The following is a 19857-nucleotide window of genomic DNA, read 5'->3' as shown; positions in this document are numbered from 1 at the left end:
ATCAGGATTTTCACTGTCTGATTATGGTTACGGCGTAAAGAACGCATCAGCTATCCTTGCGTTTTAAGCGAGACAGATAATGTTTAATCCCTGAGTCTGAATCACTTTTGTCTCAGCGCTCTAATCTGATGTAAGCACTTTGACCGCCCATGACCGTTTTTTGGTCTGAAAGCGGCATTTCCAAGGATGATACTGAATCCATCTGTGCATTGACTAACGTGGTGCCGCTCAATCATCTATGTTGAATTGAGTCTAAAATCACATCTCTTTAACTTCCGCGGGTTAGCTATGCCTTATTCAGCCACATCTTTAGCAATTCTTCGTTCTATGCGGGATGGAGCCAGATTTCTGTTAAGAGGTGACAAAAGTCATGGTTGCCAGGTCAGATATAACCCTGATACTAAACTGAGAGAAGACAGAACAGCCCTGAGCCTGATCCCATTAGAGCGCGGTGGCCTGATTGAGTTTGAGCGTGAACCCGTCAATCCAAAACGATACTACAGCGTAAAAATGACGAAAAAAGGTATGGCATTTTTATATGAAAGTGATGACTCCTCAGAAATTATCTAAGTTATTTATCTGCAATCAGCGTTAATAAAAAACTATCACGTGCCAGGCATCTGTTTGATTTTTAGCTTAAACATGAGCATGCCAAAATTTATTCATTTTTCAGCCAGTCAATTAAAAACTCACTGAATGCAGCTACCTGTAAAGGCTGAAGCTTGCGCTGAGGGTATACAAACTGCAGCCCGACATTTTTGCGGTCGTAGCGACTGAACCCTATAAAGCTCTCTGCAAAAAGAACATAAAGCTTTCCCTGTTCGACATCTTTTTTTACGTCCCACCAGGATTTGCAGGCAATACCCGCTCCGTTAAGAACCCACTCACGGAGAAGTGCACCATCGTCACATACCATGGCAGGATTTATGCGAATATTTTTGCTGCCCCCATTTTCCTCAAATCTCCACTCATTTTTAACAACACCGTGTAGTTCCAGAGCAAGGCACCTGTGATCGTGAAGACTCTCGGGTGTAGAAGGCATTCCTGAGGCCTGAAGATACGTATCTGATGCGACCAGGACTCTGTGATTAGGTGCGATATTCCTGACGATAAGGCTGCTGTCCGGCAAATTACCGAAACGGACGCTCATGTCCAGCCGGTTAGCAATCAGGTCCTCTACGCGCTCTCCCAGGTAAACAGACGCATTTACGTCAGGATGAAGACGGGAAAAATCCAGTATCGCAGGACTGAGATATTGCCTTCCGAAATCAGACGGAGCAGAAATGCGGATGGCCCCGCAGAGTACTCCTTCTCTCTGTACCAGAAGCGATTCTGCATGTCGTGCCTCATTCAGTACACGCAGAGCGGCATGGTAAAAATTCTCTCCGGCTTTTGTCAGCGTTATGGCGCGTGTCGAACGATGAAAGAGCCGTGTCTGGTAGTGCTCTTCAATTGCTTTCAGTCTTGCCGTCATTGATGCCGGTGAGAGCGAAAGACGTCTCCCGGCAGCTGACAGCCCACCGGCCTCGGCCACTTCTACGATAAGTGCCATATCCTCAAGCTTACCCATATTTCATTTATTCCGAAAAGTAATTGCACTTTTACTGTCATTATCAAAAAAGGGCTTTATATGTAAAGTGCTTTCAGCATCACTTTCCAGACCTGTAAACACATATCAAAACTTTCTCAAATATGAGGTATAAATCTGATGAGTAGAACGTTAATTATTGGCGGCGCATCTGGCATTGGCTTTGCTGTGGCCAGCGCACTGGCGGAGCATGAAAACGAGATCATTCTGGCAGGGCGAAATATTGAAAAACTGGAAGCTGCACGTCAGTTGCTTAATCTGAAGTCAGCAGAAGTTAAAACATTAAAGTTTGATGTCAGTAATGAATCAGAAGTTATTGCACTGAGTAACTCGCTGGGTTACGTAGATAATATTGTGTTCACGGCAGGCTCATACGCGCCCGGTGGGTTTCTTTCAGAAATTGAACTCAGCGCAGCGCGGCTTGCTTTTGATACCAAGTTCTGGGGCAGCATTTACACAGCCAGGCATCTCAGTAGAAATATTCTGCCTCGCGGAACCCTTACGCTGACAAGCGGCTTTGTGGCACGACGAACCCTGAGCGGAACCATTGTTAAATCAACGATGAACGCTGCCATTGAGTCAGCCGCAAAGGTTTTGGCAAAAGAGCTGTCTCCGTTACGCGTGAACGTAGTGAGCCCGGGGCTGACTGATACCGAGGCGTACGCAAGTATGGACCCCGTTGCTCGTGAAAAAATGCTTCAGACTGCTGCTGCAAATTTGCCAGTCAAAGTATATGGCCATGCGCAGGATATCGCTAAAGGTTATCTGTTTTTACTGGATAATCCGTTTGTCACTGGCACGGTTATTGATATTGAAGGTGGTGCGCTCATCAGCTGACCCGTCAATGTGGCGAGACTTCTCGCCATAGTGCCGAATTAATCATCTTTGCCATTCACGTAACCCGTACTAAAAAAATTATGACAAGATTAATAATCCGGTAACTCAGACGTAAGAACAAAAAAATCAGCGTTACGGCGTAAAAGCGCGTCGCCGTCAATCGTAAACTGATGGTATTGACTAGTTTTGAGCTTTATTAATCGGAGAGCATTATGAACCATTATCAGGCAGCAATTATCGGATTTGGTAAGGCGGGAAAAACGCTGGCCGCCGCCCTGGGGCGCGCAGGCTGGCGCGTGGTGATTATTGAAAAATCAAAAGAGATGTATGGTGGCACCTGTATCAACGTTGGCTGCATTCCCACCAAGGCGCTGGTGCACGATGCGCAAACTGCTGCCGGCTTCAATGACGCGATGCAGCGTAAAGCATCTGTAGTAGAGCTTTTGCGTGAGAAAAATTATCTGAATCTGGCCAATATCGAGCAGGTGGAGGTGATTGATGGTCATGCGGAATTCATTGATCCTCACACGCTGAAAATCACGACGGAACAGGGAAGCAGTCAGCTCAGTGCCGATCGCATTTTCATTAACACCGGTGCCGAAGCTGTTTTCCCGCAGATCGATGGCTTAATACCCGGACCACGCGTTGTCGACAGCACCGGCATTCTGAATATATCCAGTCTGCCAAAACGGCTGAGCATTCTTGGAGGAGGCTATATTGGCGTCGAATTTGCCTCCATGTTCGCCAGTTTTGGCAGCGAGGTCACCTTATTTGAAACATCATCGCAATTTCTGGCGCGTGAGGATGCTGATATCAGTGCGGCAATCCGGGTCGTCCTGCAGGAACAGGGCGTGAAGATTGAGCTGAACACTGCAGTGCAGTCAGTTTCCAGTGGTAACGACAGCGTTACGCTCCACACGAACCATGGCGATCGTCAGGCCGATTTATTACTGGTGGCAACCGGACGCCGACCGGCTACGCGTTCGCTGAAGCTTGAAAATGCAGATGTAGCAACGAATGCGCGCGGTGCTATCCTGGTTGATAATCGTCTGAAAACGACAGTAGATCACATATGGGCGCTGGGTGATGTCACCGGCGGCCCGCAGTTTACCTACATTTCGCTGGATGATTTTCGCATCGTACACGATCAGCTACTGGGCAAAGGCACACGAACTACAGAAGATCGTGTGAATATACCCTATTCCGTATTTATGACGCCTACGCTGTCGCGCATCGGCCTCACGGAAGCGCAGGCGCGTGAACAGGGCAGAAATTTTCAGGTTGTATCATTGCCGGTGGCTGCTATCCCACGCGCGCGCGTTATCAATGATACGCGAGGCGTCCTTAAAGCGCTGGTAGACAACGACAGTCAAAAAATTCTTGGCGTGGCGCTGCTGGCCGCAGATTCTCATGAGGTAATCAATATTGTGAAAACCGTAATGGATGCAGGATTGCCCTATACCGTACTCAGGGATCAAATTTTCACACATCCCACCATGAGCGAATCGCTCAATGACCTGTTCGCGCTGGTAAAACAGGCGTGAAAGATATTTTTGTCAGGAACAGGATTTTAACCGGTGCGTATGCATCGGTTTTTTTTGGCCTCAACGCAGCGTATTACCTCCCAATCAGTTTATCTTTTTACTCCTTTGGCCTAAGCCAGCTTCTGATGGTCAAAGGCTGATACTGAGTTTTAATGAAACAATACCGTAAGTTCTATTTTAACTTTTCAAGATAAAGTCCTGACCCCGACAGCAGGTTTTTCATCTCTTACAGCCGCAGTACTGTACTCCTGAATTCAGCGCGTCAGAGCCTGTTAAGCCAACAGATTCTGGCAGCTGTACCCATAACCGTACATTAAATCAGGAGTTTCAAATGAGCCGTTTACATACCATCACTGAAGTTGAGGCCACCGGTAAAACCGCACAGCTGTTCAGCGCGATTAAAGGCAGCATGGGAAAAGTGCCCAACGCCTATCTGACGATTGGCACGCAGTCACCTGAGATACTGGGCCAGATGTTGCAGCTGAACGCTGCGCTGCATAAAGGAAGCCTGAGCGCGCGCGAACTTGAAGCCATTAATCTCGCGGTAAGCGAAGAGTCTGGCTGTGACTATTGCCTTGCCGCCCATACGCTGATGGCAAAAAAAGCCGGGTACACTGATGAGCAGACGCGTGAGTTGCGTGAAGCCCGCTTCACCGCTGATGCGCGTATCGATGCGCTGGTGCAGTTCGTTCAGTTCCTGGTTTCATCCCGCGGCACTGTTGCAGCAGAGCGCGTTCAGGCCTTCCGTGAAGCCGGATTCAGTGACCAGCAGGTTGTGGAAACCATGGGTGCCGTCAGCGCCATTCTGTTTACCAATATGGTGAACCGCGTAAACGACACCGTCGTTGATTTCCCGAAAGTAAACTGATGCTTCAGGAACCGGTGGCGCAGAGGCGGAGGTACTACTCGCTGCTTCTGGTCACCGCCCTTCCCTCTGAACCCGTTAAGGAAAAACAGACATGTCGAATATTTCTGCACAGAAGTCCGCACGCTTCAGACCGGCTGAAATCGCCAAAAATCTGCCGGAGAGTGCCACCACGATGCTGGCAGACATCTACTTAACCGATCGGCCGGATGCCAGCAGCCGCGTGTTCCGGGCTTACCGTGGCGTCCCCCCTCACTTTCACCGTGAATGCGATGAGTACCTGTATGTGCTTTCAGGCCGCGGCACCTTCTGGATGGAGAATGCGTCGACCGAGGCCGAGTTTGGTCCCGGCGACATGCTTTTTTTTGAGCGCAACGTCGTGCATGCGCTTCCCGTACTGCTGGAAGAACCCGTCATTTTCCTGACGCTGGACACGCCCCGCCGCTCGCCCGGTGACGTCGTGTTCATCGATCCGCAAGACGGCAGTGCCGATACCTTTATGGACAGAAACCGCTAAATCTCTTCATTTGTCCTTACAGACTGTCTGCCAGCGGCCCCGAACGTAAAACGTTGGGGCTTTAAACATCCGGATGTCTTTACATATCAGGCAGGACTGTTCCATCCGCTCAATGACGTGAAAATAATCCTTTACTCCAGCTTTTTCCCCACTGCTTCAACCTGTTAATCTGACTTTCTCTGCAGCTATCGCGGATACCGGTCCTGTATAACCGGCCCTGAGCAGACTGATAGCCGCGAATAAGCGCGTTCTGCGTACTACTAATGGGTTCCTTTCGCCGTAATGAGAAGCTACCTGGAGTGATGCAGGAACAGGATTGCTCTTCCTGTTGAGAATGAACCTGAGCGGCCGTTTCAGTGCGCTGCGCCGGCACAATGTCTCAGTATCAGTTAGCCTGAGGAGAGCATTATCACCTGCCTTTATGGAATGGCTGCCGAATGTCGCGATTTCTCGCTCCATAGACCTCAGGAAGAATGACGTCCGGTTAGCAGGCGGGGGCCTGAGCTCAGTGATCAGGAGTGATTTTTTCAGGCAGCGGCACCGGAATTTAACAGTCGGTTTTGACTGATTAATACACTGACACCCTGTCGTATTCTGCATTCAGCGATACGCAGCGCCGCTTCCTGTAGCCTTGCCGGCGCAGATATTGCGCGACTTTCCCCCAGGCTGGCCGCTCCGTATATCGAATACAGTTCTCTGAATACTCTTGATTGTAATGACGCGCCGATCATCGTGGCCTGGACGACAGGCCTTTCAGCCCAGCCAGAGATCCGCATTACGATGTGAAGCCTATCCAGGGAGCAATGTATGCCCGGATGACCAGGGAAATGATGCAGAAAGCCCGGCGAACTCAGGTTTTTTCACGGGTACGCCAGGCCTGAATACGATCTCAGTAAGCCAAAGCGTTTGACACGGCCTCAGGCATTATCGGCCGGCCATTGAACAGGCAAGTGGCGGTAAAAGTTGCTTCAGCACAGGTCACGCTATTAACCCGGATTTGCTGGTAAAAATTCACGCGGTTGCGTTTCACATTTTTTTCAAGCTGGCAGGTAACCTCTATTTTATCTCCCTTTTTCAGGCTCTGACGGAAACGCAGGGAATACTCCAGTACCATATACATGCGTCCCTGCCTGAACTCTTCTTCAATATCGATACCCAGTGCTTCTTTCATGAAGGCGTGACGGGTCCACTCCATATAAAACGGGTAGTACAGCCCATCAACCACCTCCTGAAAATCAATATGGGCTTCATCAACGTCATACATTTTACTGAACATGCCTGCTCCTGATAATGGGGGCCATGGGCCCCCTGGTTTGATGTGAATCAGTGCGTTGGTGCGGGTGCTGCATTAATCTTGATACGTAACAGTGCATAAGGTTTCTGGCGCAAATCTTTGCCGCCATGGAAACCGGGCTGGCGGTTCAGCTGATTGGTAGTGAAGTACAGATAGCCATCCGGCCCGACCGACAGCGTATCCGGCCATAAGATTTCCGGGCCATGCGCGATGGTTGTCCACTCCCCACCTGCCGGCAGCATGCGGATAGCGTTACGCTCATAGTCGCCGGCATAAACGGTCCCTTTTGCATCACTTTCCAGCCCGTCTGACGCCCCTTTTTCACCCAGGTCTTTCACTGACGCCGAGAGCTGAGACTCAGTAACGGCCGGATCGCGAAGCAGTGCGGTGGAAACGGCATACAGGTGACGACCCGAAAGCGGGCTGTAGTAAAGCGTTTTACCGTCCGGCGAGAGGGCTATGCCGTCAGAGGCTACGCTGAACGGCGCAGTGGTTCCGTCCGCGTGACGCTGAAGCAGCGTTTCACCCTCGACGACGGGGGAGAAACCCGCCTCAGGCGACGTTGTGCGGTCGCCTTCCAGGCGGCGCAGCGCTTTGCCGGTGTCCAGGTCAATGACGATAATCGCGCCAGTACCGGACAGTGAAGAGTCGGTCACGTACGCCACGCCGGCTTTACCGATGCGAAAGTCGAAGCGCATATCGTTGACGTAGGTAGCAGGTTTAATCACGTCAGCCGGAAAAACCACGGTTTTCTCAACCTGATTGGTTTTCAGGTTAACCGCGACCAGCTTAGCGCCGCCAGCAACCGGTTTTGAAAAGCCCGGCGCGGCAGTATCGAGTATCCAGACACGACCCCGACCGTCGGCCACTACGCTCTGCACGCTCAGCAGGTGCGAACGGGGAGCGGCATTATCAACGGTATTTATCGCGGCATTGGGGTAAGGAACCAGCTGGTTTCCTTTTACCTCTGCCACGGTAAAAGGAACGTCATCTCCCCAGCGCGGGAAGTTCACAAAAATACGGCCCGTTTCGGTGACGGTGACCCCGGTCGGCATGGCGCCGCTGAACGTCGCGACCACCTCAGGCTTGCCAATTGCGCGATCCTGGGCCAGTCTGCTGAGGGCAGGCAACGTATGGACGTCCGCAGCCAGAGCATTCAGGGAGGCGGTGCCTGCAATCAGCGCCACAGACAGCGCTAACGCTGTTTTCATCATGGTTTTTTTCATCAGTCTATCTTCCTGAGATATTGAGTGAGCCGGCCAGCCTGTTGCCGACCGGCAGAGAAATCAAAAGCCTTCCAGTACAATTTTTCCGCGCGCCCGGCCGCTTTCGATAAAAGCGTGCGCCCGGCGGAGGTTTTCTGCGCTGATTTTTCCATAGTGCTCACCTTTCGTGGTGCGCAGGGTGCCGTCCTCGATCAGACGGCGTACGTTTTCCAGGATCTCGTTCTGACGGATCATGTCCGGGGTCTGGAAAAGGGAGCGGGTAAACATGAGCTCCCAGTGCAGCGACACGGCCTTACGTTTAAGCGGCACCGCGTCCAGCGAGTCCGGATCGTCAATCACCGCCAGCCGGCCCTGTGGCGCCAGTACTTCCACAATCTGCTGATAGTGTTTATCGGTATGCGTCAGGCTCGCAACGTAACGTACAGAAGACACGCCGATTTCACGCAGGCCTTCCAGCAGCGGTCGGGAATGGTCGATGACGTCATGCGCGCCGAGCTCGCGCACCCACTCCGCCGTCTCCGCCCGGGAGGCGGTGCCAATCACACGAAGGCCGGTCAGCTTGCTGGCCAGCTGAGTGAGCACCGAGCCCACGCCCCCGCCGGCACCAATAATGAGGATGGCATCACCGTGCCCTTCCGTGATCTCCAGCCGGTCGAAGAGCAGCTCCCAGGCGGTCAGAGACGTGAGCGGCAGCGCAGCCGCATCGGCATCGCTCAGGGAAGCTGGTTTATGAGCGGCGATGCGTTCATCAACCAGTCCGTATTCGGCATAAGAACCCGGACGAATAATGGAGCCGGCGTAGTACACCTCATCGCCGGGCCTGAAGAGCGTAACGTCTTCACCGATGGCTTCAACGACGCCTACCGCATCCCATCCGAGAATGCGCGGTTGCGTAACGGGCGAGCTGGCACGCACTTTTGTGTCTGCAGGGTTGACTGAAATGGCCCGGATTTTCACCAGCAGATCGTGACCGGCCGGCTGAGGTTTGGGCAGTTCAGTTTCAAAGAGAGAACGCGGGTCGTAATGGGCAGCCCGTGCTGGGTATAAACGATCGCTTTCATGGTGTGTTCCCGTTTCATTAAGAAGTTATGTGACACCGGATTAATGGTGCGTTATGGGAAGAGTACGGGAGGTACTGGCGCAGAAAAACGGGGTGCCGGCATCAGCACTTTCACTCGCAGAGTGAAAATCATGGCCGCAGCGGACGGACATAAGAAAAACGGGCCCGCAGGCCCGGATGGATTACAGAAGGCTGTAGGCTGATATATCGGTGACGCGCGCTTCAGGGTTTGAGATGGCGTTATGCAGGAGCCCCACAACCCGCCCTCCCTGAACCAGCGCCGGTAGATCATGACTCGGCAGCATAAACCGCACGCCGGACAGCGCTTTCTTGATGGCCGTCTTTTCTTCCAGCGTGGACATTGCCCTGTTACCGGTGATGGTCGGTTCGCCGGGGTTCAGGCTGTCGAGGAAAGGATCGATGAGGCTGCCCTCCAGGTTATACACCACGTCACCACAGATATTTGCAAGCCCCTCATCAGTCTCTACCAGAACGGAAATCGAGCCCGGGGTGTGCCCCCCGCTCAGGCGCACGGTTACACCCGGGATCACCTCTTCTTCAAAGCTGCCGTCAACGTCAAACAGTCGCAGCGCGCCCCGCGTGTACAGCCTGTCGAGCAGGTGACGCGTGTCCTCGAGGGCATACATGGCCGGTCCCATAATGCCGGAAGCGGCAAAAGAGAGCTCACGGCGAGAAAGGCTGACCGTGGTAGTCATGGGGAAGAGAGAGTCACCGCCGGCATGGTCAACATGCGCATGGGTGTGAATGACGTAGCGGATATCCGCTGGCGTCAGGCCATGCTGTGCAAGGTTCCATTCCAGCGTCATTTCGCGCGTCTGCTCTGCCTCAAAGCCAAACTGGCTGTAATACTCTGTGGACCTTGAGCCGGAATCGACCAGTACAGGGTATTCTCCCCCGGTGATTAAAAAGGACAGCGTCGGAATAGTGGTTTTGGTCCCTGCGTCCTGGAATAACACCAGTCCTGACTTGTCCAGCGTGATATTGCCAAGGTTCAGTGGATAAATTTTTAAGGCCATTTTCTTCTCCAGATTTCAGTTAAATGTCTTACGCAGCGCCGGGTCACCCTCACACGCTCCGGGGAAAATCAGTTTTCAGGCATCTTTTACGGGAAACGGATGCCGGAAACGCCGCTGATACAGGCCCTGAATAATCAGCACCAGGCAAACGGCGGTGAGGATGAAAGCGCCGGTATAAACGGCAGTTGAAAGGTTCAGGGCTGTGGCCGTTTTACCCAGCGCAATAGCCAGTCCGCCGGTAAACAAATAGGCAAAGACAAACACCATCGACATGGCGTTTCCCCTGTCTTCGGGACGGGTCTCGCGCGCTATCAGCGCCAGTCCGCCAAACGTCATGAAGGCGTATCCGGCACCCGATACCAGTGAGGCGCCCACAAAATACGTCAGGCTGTGAGCAGAGACCGAAACGCACAGGCTTACCATGCCTGCAACAGACAGCGCGGAACCCGTTACGATCGCCCGCCTGGCTTCGGTTTTTCTGGCGAGGCCGCCTGCAATTCCGAGCGCCACCGGAAACAGCGCCAGTGCCAGGCTGTTAATCCACGCGTTCGGTGATCCAATCAGGCTACGAGCGACCTGAGCACCAAGGGAGGAAATCAACACGCCATGCGTATAGGCGCCCATCACCGCCAGTGCGGCATAAGTAAAGCTCCGGCGCAGATAGGCGGGAACGTGAGGACGCGCCAGCAGTCGGCGGGCCTGCCCGGAAGGCCGGTCAGCGGGGATAAACAGACACAACAGGGAAAGCATAAGCAGCAGTGCGAACAGCACATAAAAGCTCAGGCGAGTGGGCGCCGGTGCCCACGTTACCAGGGCTCCCCCCATCAGCAGCGCACCCGCGAAGCCCACCGACTGAGCGCCCAGAGTGACTGCGGAAGAGCGTGAGACCCCTCCGTTTCCGGCATAGTCAACCAGGGCTGCGGCAGAAGGTCCGGCAGACAACCCGACGCCTATTCCCATCAGTACCCTGCCCGCCATCAGCGAATAGACGTCTCCGGCTACGGCGAACATCAGTACGCCGGCGGCGGAACTGATGAGTCCGGCCAGCATGACGCGCTTTCGTCCCAGTCTGTCGGACAGGCCGGCTGACAGCAGCATCGTCAGGACTACAGCCAGAGGGTAGAGTCCAAAAATGACCGCCAGCACCGTCATTGACAGTTGCCACTGTGCTGCGTAAAGCGGATAGATCATTGCCGGGGCGGCGCTTGTCCAGAGCGTATGCGCCACGACGGCAGCGCTTATCCAGAAAGCAAACCGGGTAGATTTAAGAGGTGCGGGCATCAGAGATCCTTAGTTTTAAACCGTTCGTTTTAAAACTAGCTCTTGTGACGCCTTAGTTGCAAGTGGTTTTGAACCGAACAGTTTTTTATTTTCTACAGTCTGGTTTTTTGACGCTCAGAGCGTATATTAAAACGATTGGTTTAAAATGGGGGGGATGATGGCCAGACCGAAAAAGATTAGTAACGAAGACGTCCTGAACCGCGTTATCCCGGTCTTCTGGAAAAGTGGGCTTGCAGGCGCCAGTCTCGGGCAGCTTGAGGAAGCTACAGATGTGAACCGCTCAAGCCTGTATGCGACCTTCTGCAGCAAGGAACAGCTGTTCGTCAGCGCGCTTGAACATTATGTCAGTAGCGCGCCCGCGCAGTTTCTGCTACAAAAACAACCCTATGGTTGGGAAAATATTGAAGCCTTCCTGCTGGCCGCACCTTTTAACAATCCCGCCTTTAGCGGCTGCTTTGTGGTCAACTCTGCGCGGGAAGTGGGTGAACTGCCTGAAGAAGCGCTGTCTATTGTGCGCCAATTTCGTGAGGCGGTTATAGCGCAGATTCAGCTAAACATTCCGGTGGAGGATGCCGGAAAGGACGGCGACATCGTGGCTGACATCATCTGGTCAACCCTGGCAGAAGCCTGCCTGGCGGCAAATGATGCCCTGGACAGAACAGCCTGGCAGCAGCGCGTAACCCGTCTGCTGAAATTTCTTAAGCCTGCCCGATAAAAATAAGCGCCCTGCCTGCGCGGTAATGAAAACGTTTTGCAACCGGAGTCTGCATGATACGTCTTGAAGATGTTACGTTGTTCGTTCGTTCCGCCGCGCTGGGCAGTTTTTCCAGCGCTGCCCGTGAAGCCGACATTCTCCCCGGTCAGGTCAGCGCCGCGGTCAACCGACTGGAGCGGGATCTTAATAAGCGACTTTTTGCGCGTTCAACCCGCAGCCTGAGGCTCACTGCAGAAGGTGAAGCCTGGCTGCCTTATGCGCAGGAGATGCTGAACATTCTGCAGGCGGGCACCGAACGGCTCCAGGGAGGGGATAATGAAATACAGGGCGAGCTGAAAATTGCTGTCCCCTCAGACATCGGACGTAACGTTTTACTACCCGTGATCACCGCCTTCTGCGAAAAGCATCCCGGCATATCGTTGCGTATCTTCATGTCTGATAATGTCAGTGACGTGTTCCGCGATCCGGTGGATGTCGCCATCCGCTATGGTGTTCTCGAAAACAGCAGCTACGTTGCTCTGCCGCTGGCTGAAGATAACCGCCGGGTGCTTGTCGCCGCGCCAGCCTACCTGAAAAAGCACGGCAGCCCCCGGCAGCTTGACGATCTTGTTCTGCATCACTGTCTGCTTTATACGCTGAACGGTCACGTGTACGACAAATGGTCCTTCCCGGAAAACGGCGTCAGACGCCAGTTAACCGTAAGCAGCAGGATGCTGTGTGACGATGCCGACCTGGTGCGACGCTGGGCAGTCGCGGGAATGGGCATCGCCTACAAGTCATGGATCGATGTGAGCGCGGACGTACTGGCAGGCCGGCTTGAGGTTTTGCTTGCGGAACAACCCGGCGAAGGCGTTCCGCTCAATCTGATTTGTCCCCATCGTAAACAGTTCTCCCCTGCGATACGTGAACTGCATGCGCAGCTGCGTGAGCAGCTTAAAGCCGTGACGGCCCTGATGCGCACCCATCCGGCTTTTGTTCCCGGAGCTCAGGATACGGTCCCTGCTAACCAGAGCGCATAAAAAAAGCCATTTTTTTAAAATGGCTTTTTTCGGCAGATTCAGTTATTTCAGCAGCGTTGCCGTCATGCGAATCTGATTACCGGCGGAACTGCCGGTAACTTTATAACCGGCACCCGCCTGCTTCGCTTTTTGCGCGATCTGCGATTCTGCATCATCCAAAGTTGAACCGGTCACGGAGATGCTCTGTGCAAAGCTTCCGAACGAAACGGCGGACAGGACGGTAATTATCAGCGCGCTTTTAAAATTTTTCATTTATATATTCCTTATGCGTGATTAAAATATTAAGGTTTTCATTCAGGGCGCAGGTTAAACCCGGCGCCTTGTATAAATAAGATGTTATCCCGTGGATAAGAACAGAAAAACAGGCGTAATTAATTAACACCTTCACTTTTCAGATGACAGTAAATCGGGAAAAGACGGCAATACATTACTATTTCACTGACATACTTTGTCGGACTGAGGGCTTATTCGGTCGGCCGGTCAATGCTGTAGGGTAGGTCTTGATGGCTGGAAAAACTGACCATAAAAACGGATGAAACAAGCTATATTAACTGATTATTGGATTATTCTTTGGTTGGGTAAAGAAGGTCAAAAATGGACAGGACAGGTGACAGGGCTGATTATGCAAAAGAAAAAAAGAAGGCCATTTATGCAAATGGCCTTTCTGACGCAGTGTTACTTAATCAGGCGGGCGGTCATATGAACCTGATTGCCTGCATAGCTTTCCGTAATTTTATACTGGGCGCCAGCTTCCTGTGCCTGACGGGCAATTTGTGCTTCCGCATCATCGAGGGTAGATGCCGTTGCGGTAATGCTCTGCGCGAAGCTTCCGAATGATACAGCAGTCAGGGCGGCAACAATCAGAGCAGATTTTACAGTTTTCATTTTGGGGTCCTTTAAAGTATTTGTGAGTTATTACGTTTCAGTTTCAGGGCGGCGCTTTTATTTGCTGCCCTGTGTGAGATGAATAATAGTGCCCGTTTTTCAGACGAAACAGGTCGGGTGGCAGCAAAGACTTTCTCTCGGCGAGAGAAGATTGAAATACAGCGTTAGTCGACTTTTTTAAATGAAGGTGAAACCGGTGAGCGAAACCAGGGTATTGTCTTTGCTCACCTGCTTGCGGCGAAACCGCCTACAGAGACGTATGCGACGCCGGACTACTGAAGGAGAAGATGATGCACCGGGTAGGCTTACTGATTTCCGATCACTTTCAGGTTCTGGGATTATCCACGCTAAGTATCTTTGAGTTTGCCAATCAGGTTGCCGGCGAACCGTTTTATGACTGTACAGTTTATTCGGAGCGCGGCGGCTCTGTGAAGTCTTCTTACGGCTTTGCCGTGGACAGCCAGCCGATTGCTGCGAACATGGACATTGATTCCTGGCTGGTCGCGGGCGTACTGACGCCGCTGGAGCTGCCCGCCTCGCCGGGTATCGTGGACTTTCTGCGGGTGAATGCGCCGCGGGCGCGGAGGGTGGCCGGGATCTGTACCGGTGCATTCGTGCTGGGACAGGCCGGCCTGTTATCTGAGCGGCGCGCCACCACGCACTGGGTGCACGCGCAGAGTCTGAAGGCCCTGCACCCTACCACGCGCGTTGAAGAGGACCGTATTTTTATCATTGACGAGCACGTCTGGACCTCAGCCGGACTCACCGCCGGACTCGACATGACGCTGGGGATGGTAGAAAAAGATCTTGGTGCCGAGGTGGCACGCACCGTTGCGCACCTGCTTGTCATGCATCACCGCCGCTCCGGTGGACAGACGCAGCATTCCGAAATGCTGATGCTTTCCCCGCGCAGTGACCGCCTGCAGTCTGCGCTGGAATATGCGCGTAACAATCTCAGCAAAGCGCTGACCATCGAAGACATTGCGGATGCGGTCCACGTCAGCGCGCGACAGCTCAGCCGCCTGTTCCGTTCTGAAACGGGCAAGTCCCCGGCCAAAGCCATTGAGGGATTGCGGCTGGAAAACGCCCGGCTGCTGATCGAGCAGAGCAAATTATCAATGGAGGTGATTGCGCGTGAGTCCGGCTTCCGCGACCGTCGCCACATGCGCGAGGTCTTTATCCGCGGCTACGGCATTCCGCCGCAGTCGCTGCGCACCGGTAAAGCCTGACCCTCCTTTTCACCCCTGCACAACTTTCCTTCCCGATCATGGTGTCCGGGATCCCGGCCATCATGATGTCCGAAATCACGACCTTTCTCGTCAGCCGCCCCGGCGCGTGACTGCGTACTATGAATTCACCAACCCGATACATGACAAGGTGAACAACATGACGCAGCAGACACACACCGACCGCGGCACCGCCGTCGTCACCGGCGCCTCAACCGGCATGGGCGCACTGTACGCAGGCCGCCTGGCACGCATGGGCTATGACCTCATCATCGTGGCGCGCAATCACAACCGCCTGAATCAGCTGGCTGAACATATCACTACCGACAGCGGCCGCAGCGTGGAAGTCGTTGCCGCGGACCTGGCCGATGCCGCTCAGCTGGGTCGACTGGAAGAGAAGCTGCGTCAGGACGCGAGCATCACGCTGCTGGTGAATAACGCCGGTATCGGCACCCACACCCCGCTGCTGCAGAGTGACGCCGAACAGATGACAACCATGATTAACCTCAACGTCACCGCCCTGACCCGCCTGACCTACGGGGTGGTGCCGGGCATGGTTGCGCGGGGTCGCGGCGCCATCATCAATATCGCCTCGATCGTCAGTGTTGCTCCGGAGCTGCTGAACGGCGTATACGGCGGCAGCAAGGCTTACGTCCTGGCGTTCAGCCAGTCACTTCACCACGAGCTGGCCGGTAAGGGGATTCAGGTGCAGGCCGTGCTGCCCGGCGCTACCGCCACGCCGTTCTGGGACAACGGCGGTCTGCCGGTTGCCCAGCTTGACCCGAACATCGTCATGGGTGCGCAGGACATGGTGGATGCGGCCCTCACCGGCTTTGCACGCGGCGAACTGATTACCATCCCGTCCCTGCAGGACGAAACGCTCTGGACCCGCTATGAACAGGCGCGCCAGGCCATGATGCCACACCTGGGCAGCGACGCGCCGGCTGAACGCTATCAGCCCGTATCCGTACACTGAACCACCTTTTTTCAGCCTCACAACCTAAAAACTATCTCTGAAGGAGTAAGACCATGAAACTGACCAATAACACCATTTTTATCACCGGCGGCACCTCCGGCATCGGCCGCGCCATGGCAGAAAAATTTCATCAGCTGGGAAATCAGGTGATCATCTCGGGGCGCCGCGAAGCGCTGCTGCAGGAGGTTACCGCCGCAAGCCCGGGCATGGACTATGTGGTGCTGGACGTGACGCGCGCCGACAGTATTCAGGCCGCCGCCCGGAGCGTGCTGGAGCGCTACCCGGCGCTGAACGTGGTCATCAACAATGCCGGCATCATGCCGTTTGACAATGCGGCGGGCGAGCTGGATGACGCACAGGCGGTTACGCTGCTGAACACCAACATTCTGGGACCGGTGCGCGTCAGCGCGGCGTTCATTGAGCACCTCAAGCAGCAGCAGGACGCCGTGCTGATCAACAACAGCTCAGTGCTGGCCTTCCTGCCGCTGGCGACCAATGCACTTTACTCGGCTACCAAGGCCGCTATTCACTCCTACACCCTGTCACAGCGCTTTCTGCTGCGCGACACCGGCGTGCAGGTCATCGAAATCTCCCCACCGTGGGTCGATACGGATCTGATTTATAAAAGCGGTGACCCGCGCGCGATGCCGCTGGATGCGTTCATTAGCGAGACGTTTGACAAGCTGGGTACGGACACCATCGAAGCCATCGTTGACCGCGTGCTGCCGGTTCGTGATAACCCGGGTGCCGATGAGCATACCCTGGTGAACCAGTTTAACCAGTCCGTGGCGGATAACCCAATCCCTGTCCAGTAAACACCCGGGGGCGTAAAGCCCCTGTTTTTATGCCGGAGATGAATAATGAACGCTGTCATTACCTCTTCCCAACGTCGCGCCCTGCGCGCGCTGAGCATTGCTTACTTTGTGCAGGCAACCGGTGCGCTATCCGTTGCCGGTAGCCTGCCCGCTATATCCGCGGCCTGGCAACTGACCGATGCGCAGAGCGCACGCCTGTTGAGTATTTTCGGCCTTACCTTTGCGCTGGCGGCCCCGCTGGTTCAGGTGCTGTTTGGCCACATGCGCCGTCGCCAACTGGTGTTGACGGGTATCGGACTATTTGGCCTGGGCGCCTTCGCTTTTGCTCTTTCTCCGGGCTACAGCGCGCTGGTAGCCTCGCGCATACTGATGGGCGCAGGTGCAGGATTTATCGGTCCGGTGCTGGTTGCACTGGGTTCCGAACTGGTACATGAAGAGCAGCGCGGGCGGGCTATCGGCATGGTGCTTCTCGGGGTCTCGATGGCGAGCCTTGCCGGCATCCCGCTCGCCGCATGGGTTGCCAGTCTGTGGGGAGCGAAAGCGCTGTTTGCGCTGGTTGGCGTGGTAAGCCTCTTGAGCGGACTGAACGTACTGCTGACAGTGCCTAATGAAAGTGCGGGAACGCGCATCCAGCTTACCGAGATGGCAGGCGTGCTGTCTGAGGGTAAATACCTGACGGCTTTCCTGGTGGTGTTTTTCATTACCTCCGGGGTATACAGTTTTTACTCTTTTATCGCCCCAATTATTCGCGATACCTATACCACCGGCACGCATGCGGTTTCCGCAGCGCTGACCGTACTGGGGATTGCCGGCGTGCTGGGTAATCTCTGGGTCACCCGCGCGGCAGCGCGCTTTACGTCTGAAAAGTTGCTGCTGACGGGAATGACGATGCTCATTGTGGATACTGCGCTGATTGCCGTGCTGCCTAAGGTACTGATCCTGCTGCTGATAATGCTTGTTTTCTGGGCGTTTTCCACGGATCTGCTCTGGCCCAGCCAGCAGCGCAGGATCGTCGAGCTGTCATCGGTGAGGCATCGCGGCATTGCGCTTGCGCTGACCAGTGCCTTTATGTTCGGGGGTATCGGTTTTGGCTCAGCGGTGGCTTCATGGGTTTATCCGGCCGCGGGATTTTACGGCGTGGCCGGAATGTCAGTAGCCTTCATTATTCTGGCGCTGATCAGCCTGCAGCTATCAGAGAAGCTCCGGAAACCGGTTGCGGTTTCTGAACCCTGTCAGAGTGAAGCCTGAACCCTGTATCACCGGCCACGTCTCCCGATATCCGTTGTCGGGAGGCGGTTTATTACGACCGGATCATTCCTGCAATCATTTGCTGCAGCATCTTCCTGATGTCGCCAGCCGGGACGTTATCGCAGAATACGCCAAACGGGCCGAGGGCGGACCACGCAGTAGACAGCGCCATAATGGTTGTCAGCAGAAACTCCGGCGGGAAGGCATCGCTTACCCGTCCTGCGGCCTGCGCCTGCTGAAGCGTAGCCATTTTCTTAACAAATGACGCATTTCTGCCGCTGATACCAGTAGCCTGTTGCTCAAGCGAAAACCAGGCCATAAGCCTCATAATGCGCGGATTGCTCTGCGCAAAATCGAAAACGTCAGATGCATATCCAGGGAGGTCATCGGGTCTGAACGTCAGCGTGTCATATACTGCTGTCAGATGTGTCTCCATGACTGTCTGAAATAGCCTCTCTTTGTTTTCAAAATATATGTAAATCAAGTTCTTGTTACAACCTGCCGAACGGGCTATGCGCTCAATCCTCGCCCCGGCAATGCCCCAGGTAGCGAATTCATCTGTTGCCGCTTCCAGGATTTTTGCCCTGCTTGCTTCAGCATCCCGCATTTCTTTTTTCCTGAATAGTCAGACCGACGCTCAGTTTACTGATTGACTAACCGGTTAGACAATTATAAGTTACAACTAACTAAACGGTTAGTTATAAGGATGAGTATGTCTTACAAAACGTGGTTTATTACCGGTATCAGCAGCGGTCTTGGCTTAGCCCTGACCAAACAACTACTATTGCAGGGCAATCGGGTTATCGGAACCGTCCGCAGCGATCAACCAGTTAAAGCACTGGTTGCAGAATACCCAAAAACTCTGAGCGTACTTAAACTGGATCTTTCACTTACTGATTCGATCGAAGCCATTGTCAGTCAGGCTTTCCGGGATGCCGGGCGCATTGATGTTGTAGTAAATAATGCGGGATATGGGCTATTTGGGCCCGCAGAAGGTTTGAGTACTCATCAGATAAAACACCAGATTGATACAAATTTGCTCGGCCCCGTGCTGGTAACCAGGACAGCGCTTCCTTTCCTGCGCCAACAGGGAGGAGGAAGAGTCATTGCCATTTCCTCTTACGGCGGTCAGGCGACACACCCTGGGGCATCGCTGTATCACGCAAGTAAGTGGGGGATGGAGGGATTCTTTGAGTCACTGGCCAAAGAAGTAGCACCGTTTGGCATTTCGGTGAATATCGTGGAGCCAGGGTCATCGCGCACGGCTTTCCGGGGTAATGCAGGGGAGCGAATGGGAGAACTTCCGGATGCCTACAGAGACACGCCGCTGGGACATATGCTGAGTCGCTTAAACGATAAAGGATATATAGCAAAAGGAGATCCTGAAAAGATGGCCAGTATGATCTTACAACTTACTGATATGGAATCTGCTCCTATGCGACTAATTCTGGGAAGCGATGCCTATGATTTTATCGAAGCTGCATTAGAAGAGCGTCTTTTCAGCCTTCGAGAGCAACAGACTCAGGCCCACGTCAGTGATTCTAAATAACCCTATTCCCAGTGATAGCCGGATCTAAACAAAATTGACCATTCAAAGTATTTTCGTCAACTAAGCTATGACCGGCTTTTAAAATCGCCTCGATTATCTTGATATGGAACGTCTGCTTTTCACTCATAGCGCACATTAACGGCTAACCTGGCCGTTGCCATCAGACTCTGGCCTC

The 19857-nt window shown here is 53.8% G+C and carries 20 protein-coding genes and 1 pseudogene; 12 read left to right on the top strand and 9 right to left on the bottom strand.

Annotated features, from left to right (window positions below):
* The first annotated feature begins 288 nt into the window (after positions 1–288).
* Positions 289–570 (top strand): hypothetical protein, encoded by a 282-nt coding sequence (locus tag HA48_RS19675; protein ID WP_128602817.1) that lies wholly within the window; start codon positions 289–291, stop codon positions 568–570.
* Positions 571–658: 88 nt separating this feature from the next.
* On the opposite strand, the gene HA48_RS19670 is transcribed toward HA48_RS19675, so the two are convergent.
* Positions 659–1570 (bottom strand): LysR family transcriptional regulator, encoded by a 912-nt coding sequence (locus HA48_RS19670; RefSeq protein ID WP_128602816.1) that lies wholly within the window; start codon positions 1568–1570, stop codon positions 659–661.
* A 138-nt stretch (positions 1571–1708) separates the two neighbouring features.
* Between HA48_RS19670 and HA48_RS19665 the strand changes: the two genes are divergently transcribed.
* From HA48_RS19665 to HA48_RS19650, 4 genes are all read left to right on the top strand, one after another.
* The gene (locus tag HA48_RS19665) at positions 1709–2425 is read left to right on the top strand and encodes an SDR family oxidoreductase (protein WP_167377163.1); all 717 of its coding nucleotides are present in this window, start codon (positions 1709–1711) and stop codon (positions 2423–2425) included.
* A 212-nt stretch (positions 2426–2637) separates the two neighbouring features.
* Positions 2638–3969, top strand: coding sequence for a reactive chlorine resistance oxidoreductase RclA (gene rclA, locus HA48_RS19660; RefSeq protein WP_128602814.1), 1332 nt, complete (start codon positions 2638–2640; stop codon positions 3967–3969).
* Positions 3970–4300: 331 nt separating this feature from the next.
* Positions 4301–4837: a carboxymuconolactone decarboxylase family protein gene (locus HA48_RS19655; protein WP_128602813.1), complete on the top strand. Its 537-nt coding sequence runs from the start codon at positions 4301–4303 to the stop codon at positions 4835–4837.
* Positions 4838–4928: 91 nt separating this feature from the next.
* The gene (locus tag HA48_RS19650; protein WP_128602812.1) at positions 4929–5351 is read left to right on the top strand and encodes a cupin domain-containing protein; all 423 of its coding nucleotides are present in this window, start codon (positions 4929–4931) and stop codon (positions 5349–5351) included.
* Between the two features lie 889 nt (positions 5352–6240).
* On the opposite strand, the gene HA48_RS19645 is transcribed toward HA48_RS19650, so the two are convergent.
* The 5 genes and pseudogenes from HA48_RS19645 to HA48_RS19625 all read right to left on the bottom strand — a co-directional run bounded on the left by HA48_RS19645 (position 6241) and on the right by HA48_RS19625 (position 11249).
* Complete coding sequence (locus tag HA48_RS19645; RefSeq protein ID WP_128602811.1) at positions 6241–6627, bottom strand: acyl-CoA thioesterase; 387 nt, start codon at positions 6625–6627, stop codon at positions 6241–6243.
* 47 nt (positions 6628–6674) lie between these two features.
* Entirely contained in the window at positions 6675–7871 is a 1197-nt protein-coding gene (locus HA48_RS19640; protein WP_128602810.1) for an L-dopachrome tautomerase-related protein, read from the bottom strand.
* A gap of 60 nt (positions 7872–7931) precedes the next feature.
* Positions 7932–8932: pseudogene (locus HA48_RS19635) on the bottom strand (zinc-binding alcohol dehydrogenase family protein).
* Between the two features lie 181 nt (positions 8933–9113).
* Entirely contained in the window at positions 9114–9968 is an 855-nt protein-coding gene (locus HA48_RS19630; protein WP_128602809.1) for an N-acyl homoserine lactonase family protein, read from the bottom strand.
* Positions 9969–10043: 75 nt separating this feature from the next.
* The gene (locus HA48_RS19625; protein ID WP_128602808.1) at positions 10044–11249 is read right to left on the bottom strand and encodes an MFS transporter; all 1206 of its coding nucleotides are present in this window, start codon (positions 11247–11249) and stop codon (positions 10044–10046) included.
* Positions 11250–11520: 271 nt separating this feature from the next.
* On the opposite strand from HA48_RS19625, the gene HA48_RS19620 reads away from it, so the two are divergent.
* A complete protein-coding gene (locus tag HA48_RS19620) occupies positions 11521–11964 on the top strand; it encodes a hypothetical protein (protein ID WP_244182908.1) in 444 nt (147 codons plus the stop codon).
* A 53-nt stretch (positions 11965–12017) separates the two neighbouring features.
* A complete protein-coding gene (locus tag HA48_RS19615) occupies positions 12018–12983 on the top strand; it encodes a LysR family transcriptional regulator (protein ID WP_128602806.1) in 966 nt (321 codons plus the stop codon).
* Positions 12984–13025: 42 nt separating this feature from the next.
* Here the strand turns inward: HA48_RS19615 and HA48_RS19610 are convergent, their stop codons facing one another.
* Entirely contained in the window at positions 13026–13235 is a 210-nt protein-coding gene (locus HA48_RS19610) for a YdgH/BhsA/McbA family protein (protein WP_128602805.1), read from the bottom strand.
* Between the two features lie 423 nt (positions 13236–13658).
* Positions 13659–13868: a YdgH/BhsA/McbA family protein gene (locus tag HA48_RS19605; protein ID WP_128602804.1), complete on the bottom strand. Its 210-nt coding sequence runs from the start codon at positions 13866–13868 to the stop codon at positions 13659–13661.
* Between the two features lie 290 nt (positions 13869–14158).
* Here HA48_RS19605 and HA48_RS19600 point away from each other — a divergent pair, with 290 nt between their 5' ends.
* The 4 genes from HA48_RS19600 (at position 14159) to HA48_RS19585 (ending at position 18133) form a co-directional block, all read left to right on the top strand.
* Positions 14159–15097, top strand: coding sequence for a GlxA family transcriptional regulator (locus tag HA48_RS19600; RefSeq protein ID WP_128602803.1), 939 nt, complete (start codon positions 14159–14161; stop codon positions 15095–15097).
* Positions 15098–15254: 157 nt separating this feature from the next.
* Positions 15255–16070 carry an SDR family NAD(P)-dependent oxidoreductase gene (locus HA48_RS19595; RefSeq protein WP_128602802.1) on the top strand — a complete coding sequence of 272 codons (816 nt, stop codon included), beginning with the start codon at positions 15255–15257 and terminating at the stop codon, positions 16068–16070.
* A gap of 53 nt (positions 16071–16123) precedes the next feature.
* Positions 16124–16885 (top strand): SDR family oxidoreductase, encoded by a 762-nt coding sequence (locus tag HA48_RS19590; protein ID WP_128602801.1) that lies wholly within the window; start codon positions 16124–16126, stop codon positions 16883–16885.
* A gap of 45 nt (positions 16886–16930) precedes the next feature.
* Entirely contained in the window at positions 16931–18133 is a 1203-nt protein-coding gene (locus HA48_RS19585) for an MFS transporter (protein ID WP_128602800.1), read from the top strand.
* 52 nt (positions 18134–18185) lie between these two features.
* Here HA48_RS19585 and HA48_RS19580 read toward each other — a convergent pair whose 3' ends face one another.
* On the bottom strand, positions 18186–18740 hold the full coding sequence (locus tag HA48_RS19580; RefSeq protein ID WP_128602799.1) for a TetR/AcrR family transcriptional regulator: 555 nt from the start codon (positions 18738–18740) through the stop codon (positions 18186–18188).
* Between the two features lie 105 nt (positions 18741–18845).
* On the opposite strand from HA48_RS19580, the gene HA48_RS19575 reads away from it, so the two are divergent.
* Positions 18846–19682, top strand: a complete 837-nt coding sequence (locus HA48_RS19575) for an SDR family oxidoreductase (protein ID WP_128602798.1) — start codon at positions 18846–18848, stop codon at positions 19680–19682.
* Positions 19683–19857: the final 175 nt, after the last annotated feature.

Origin of the sequence: Pantoea wallisii (assembly GCF_002095485.1) — a bacterium.
GTDB lineage: Bacteria > Pseudomonadota > Gammaproteobacteria > Enterobacterales > Enterobacteriaceae > Pantoea > Pantoea wallisii.
This window is presented reverse-complemented; position numbering and strand designations above follow the sequence as displayed.

What these genes read in the sequence shown, in the direction of transcription:
- HA48_RS19610 (WP_128602805.1), bottom strand. Translation starts at nt 13,235, where the DNA reads ATGAAAAATTTTAAAAGCGCGCTGATAATTACCGTCCTGTCCGCCGTT.
- HA48_RS19615 (WP_128602806.1), top strand. Translation starts at nt 12,018, where the DNA reads ATGATACGTCTTGAAGATGTTACGTTGTTCGTTCGTTCCGCCGCGCTG.
- HA48_RS19575 (WP_128602798.1), top strand. Translation starts at nt 18,846, where the DNA reads ATGTCTTACAAAACGTGGTTTATTACCGGTATCAGCAGCGGTCTTGGC.
- HA48_RS19655 (WP_128602813.1), top strand. Translation starts at nt 4,301, where the DNA reads ATGAGCCGTTTACATACCATCACTGAAGTTGAGGCCACCGGTAAAACC.
- HA48_RS19665 (WP_167377163.1), top strand. Translation starts at nt 1,709, where the DNA reads ATGAGTAGAACGTTAATTATTGGCGGCGCATCTGGCATTGGCTTTGCT.
- HA48_RS19650 (WP_128602812.1), top strand. Translation starts at nt 4,929, where the DNA reads ATGTCGAATATTTCTGCACAGAAGTCCGCACGCTTCAGACCGGCTGAA.
- HA48_RS19645 (WP_128602811.1), bottom strand. Translation starts at nt 6,627, where the DNA reads ATGTTCAGTAAAATGTATGACGTTGATGAAGCCCATATTGATTTTCAG.
- HA48_RS19580 (WP_128602799.1), bottom strand. Translation starts at nt 18,740, where the DNA reads ATGCGGGATGCTGAAGCAAGCAGGGCAAAAATCCTGGAAGCGGCAACA.
- HA48_RS19670 (WP_128602816.1), bottom strand. Translation starts at nt 1,570, where the DNA reads ATGGGTAAGCTTGAGGATATGGCACTTATCGTAGAAGTGGCCGAGGCC.
- rclA (WP_128602814.1), top strand. Translation starts at nt 2,638, where the DNA reads ATGAACCATTATCAGGCAGCAATTATCGGATTTGGTAAGGCGGGAAAA.
- HA48_RS19605 (WP_128602804.1), bottom strand. Translation starts at nt 13,868, where the DNA reads ATGAAAACTGTAAAATCTGCTCTGATTGTTGCCGCCCTGACTGCTGTA.
- HA48_RS19600 (WP_128602803.1), top strand. Translation starts at nt 14,159, where the DNA reads ATGCACCGGGTAGGCTTACTGATTTCCGATCACTTTCAGGTTCTGGGA.
- HA48_RS19595 (WP_128602802.1), top strand. Translation starts at nt 15,255, where the DNA reads ATGACGCAGCAGACACACACCGACCGCGGCACCGCCGTCGTCACCGGC.
- HA48_RS19590 (WP_128602801.1), top strand. Translation starts at nt 16,124, where the DNA reads ATGAAACTGACCAATAACACCATTTTTATCACCGGCGGCACCTCCGGC.
- HA48_RS19640 (WP_128602810.1), bottom strand. Translation starts at nt 7,871, where the DNA reads ATGAAAAAAACCATGATGAAAACAGCGTTAGCGCTGTCTGTGGCGCTG.
- HA48_RS19585 (WP_128602800.1), top strand. Translation starts at nt 16,931, where the DNA reads ATGAACGCTGTCATTACCTCTTCCCAACGTCGCGCCCTGCGCGCGCTG.
- HA48_RS19625 (WP_128602808.1), bottom strand. Translation starts at nt 11,249, where the DNA reads ATGCCCGCACCTCTTAAATCTACCCGGTTTGCTTTCTGGATAAGCGCT.
- HA48_RS19630 (WP_128602809.1), bottom strand. Translation starts at nt 9,968, where the DNA reads ATGGCCTTAAAAATTTATCCACTGAACCTTGGCAATATCACGCTGGAC.
- HA48_RS19675 (WP_128602817.1), top strand. Translation starts at nt 289, where the DNA reads ATGCCTTATTCAGCCACATCTTTAGCAATTCTTCGTTCTATGCGGGAT.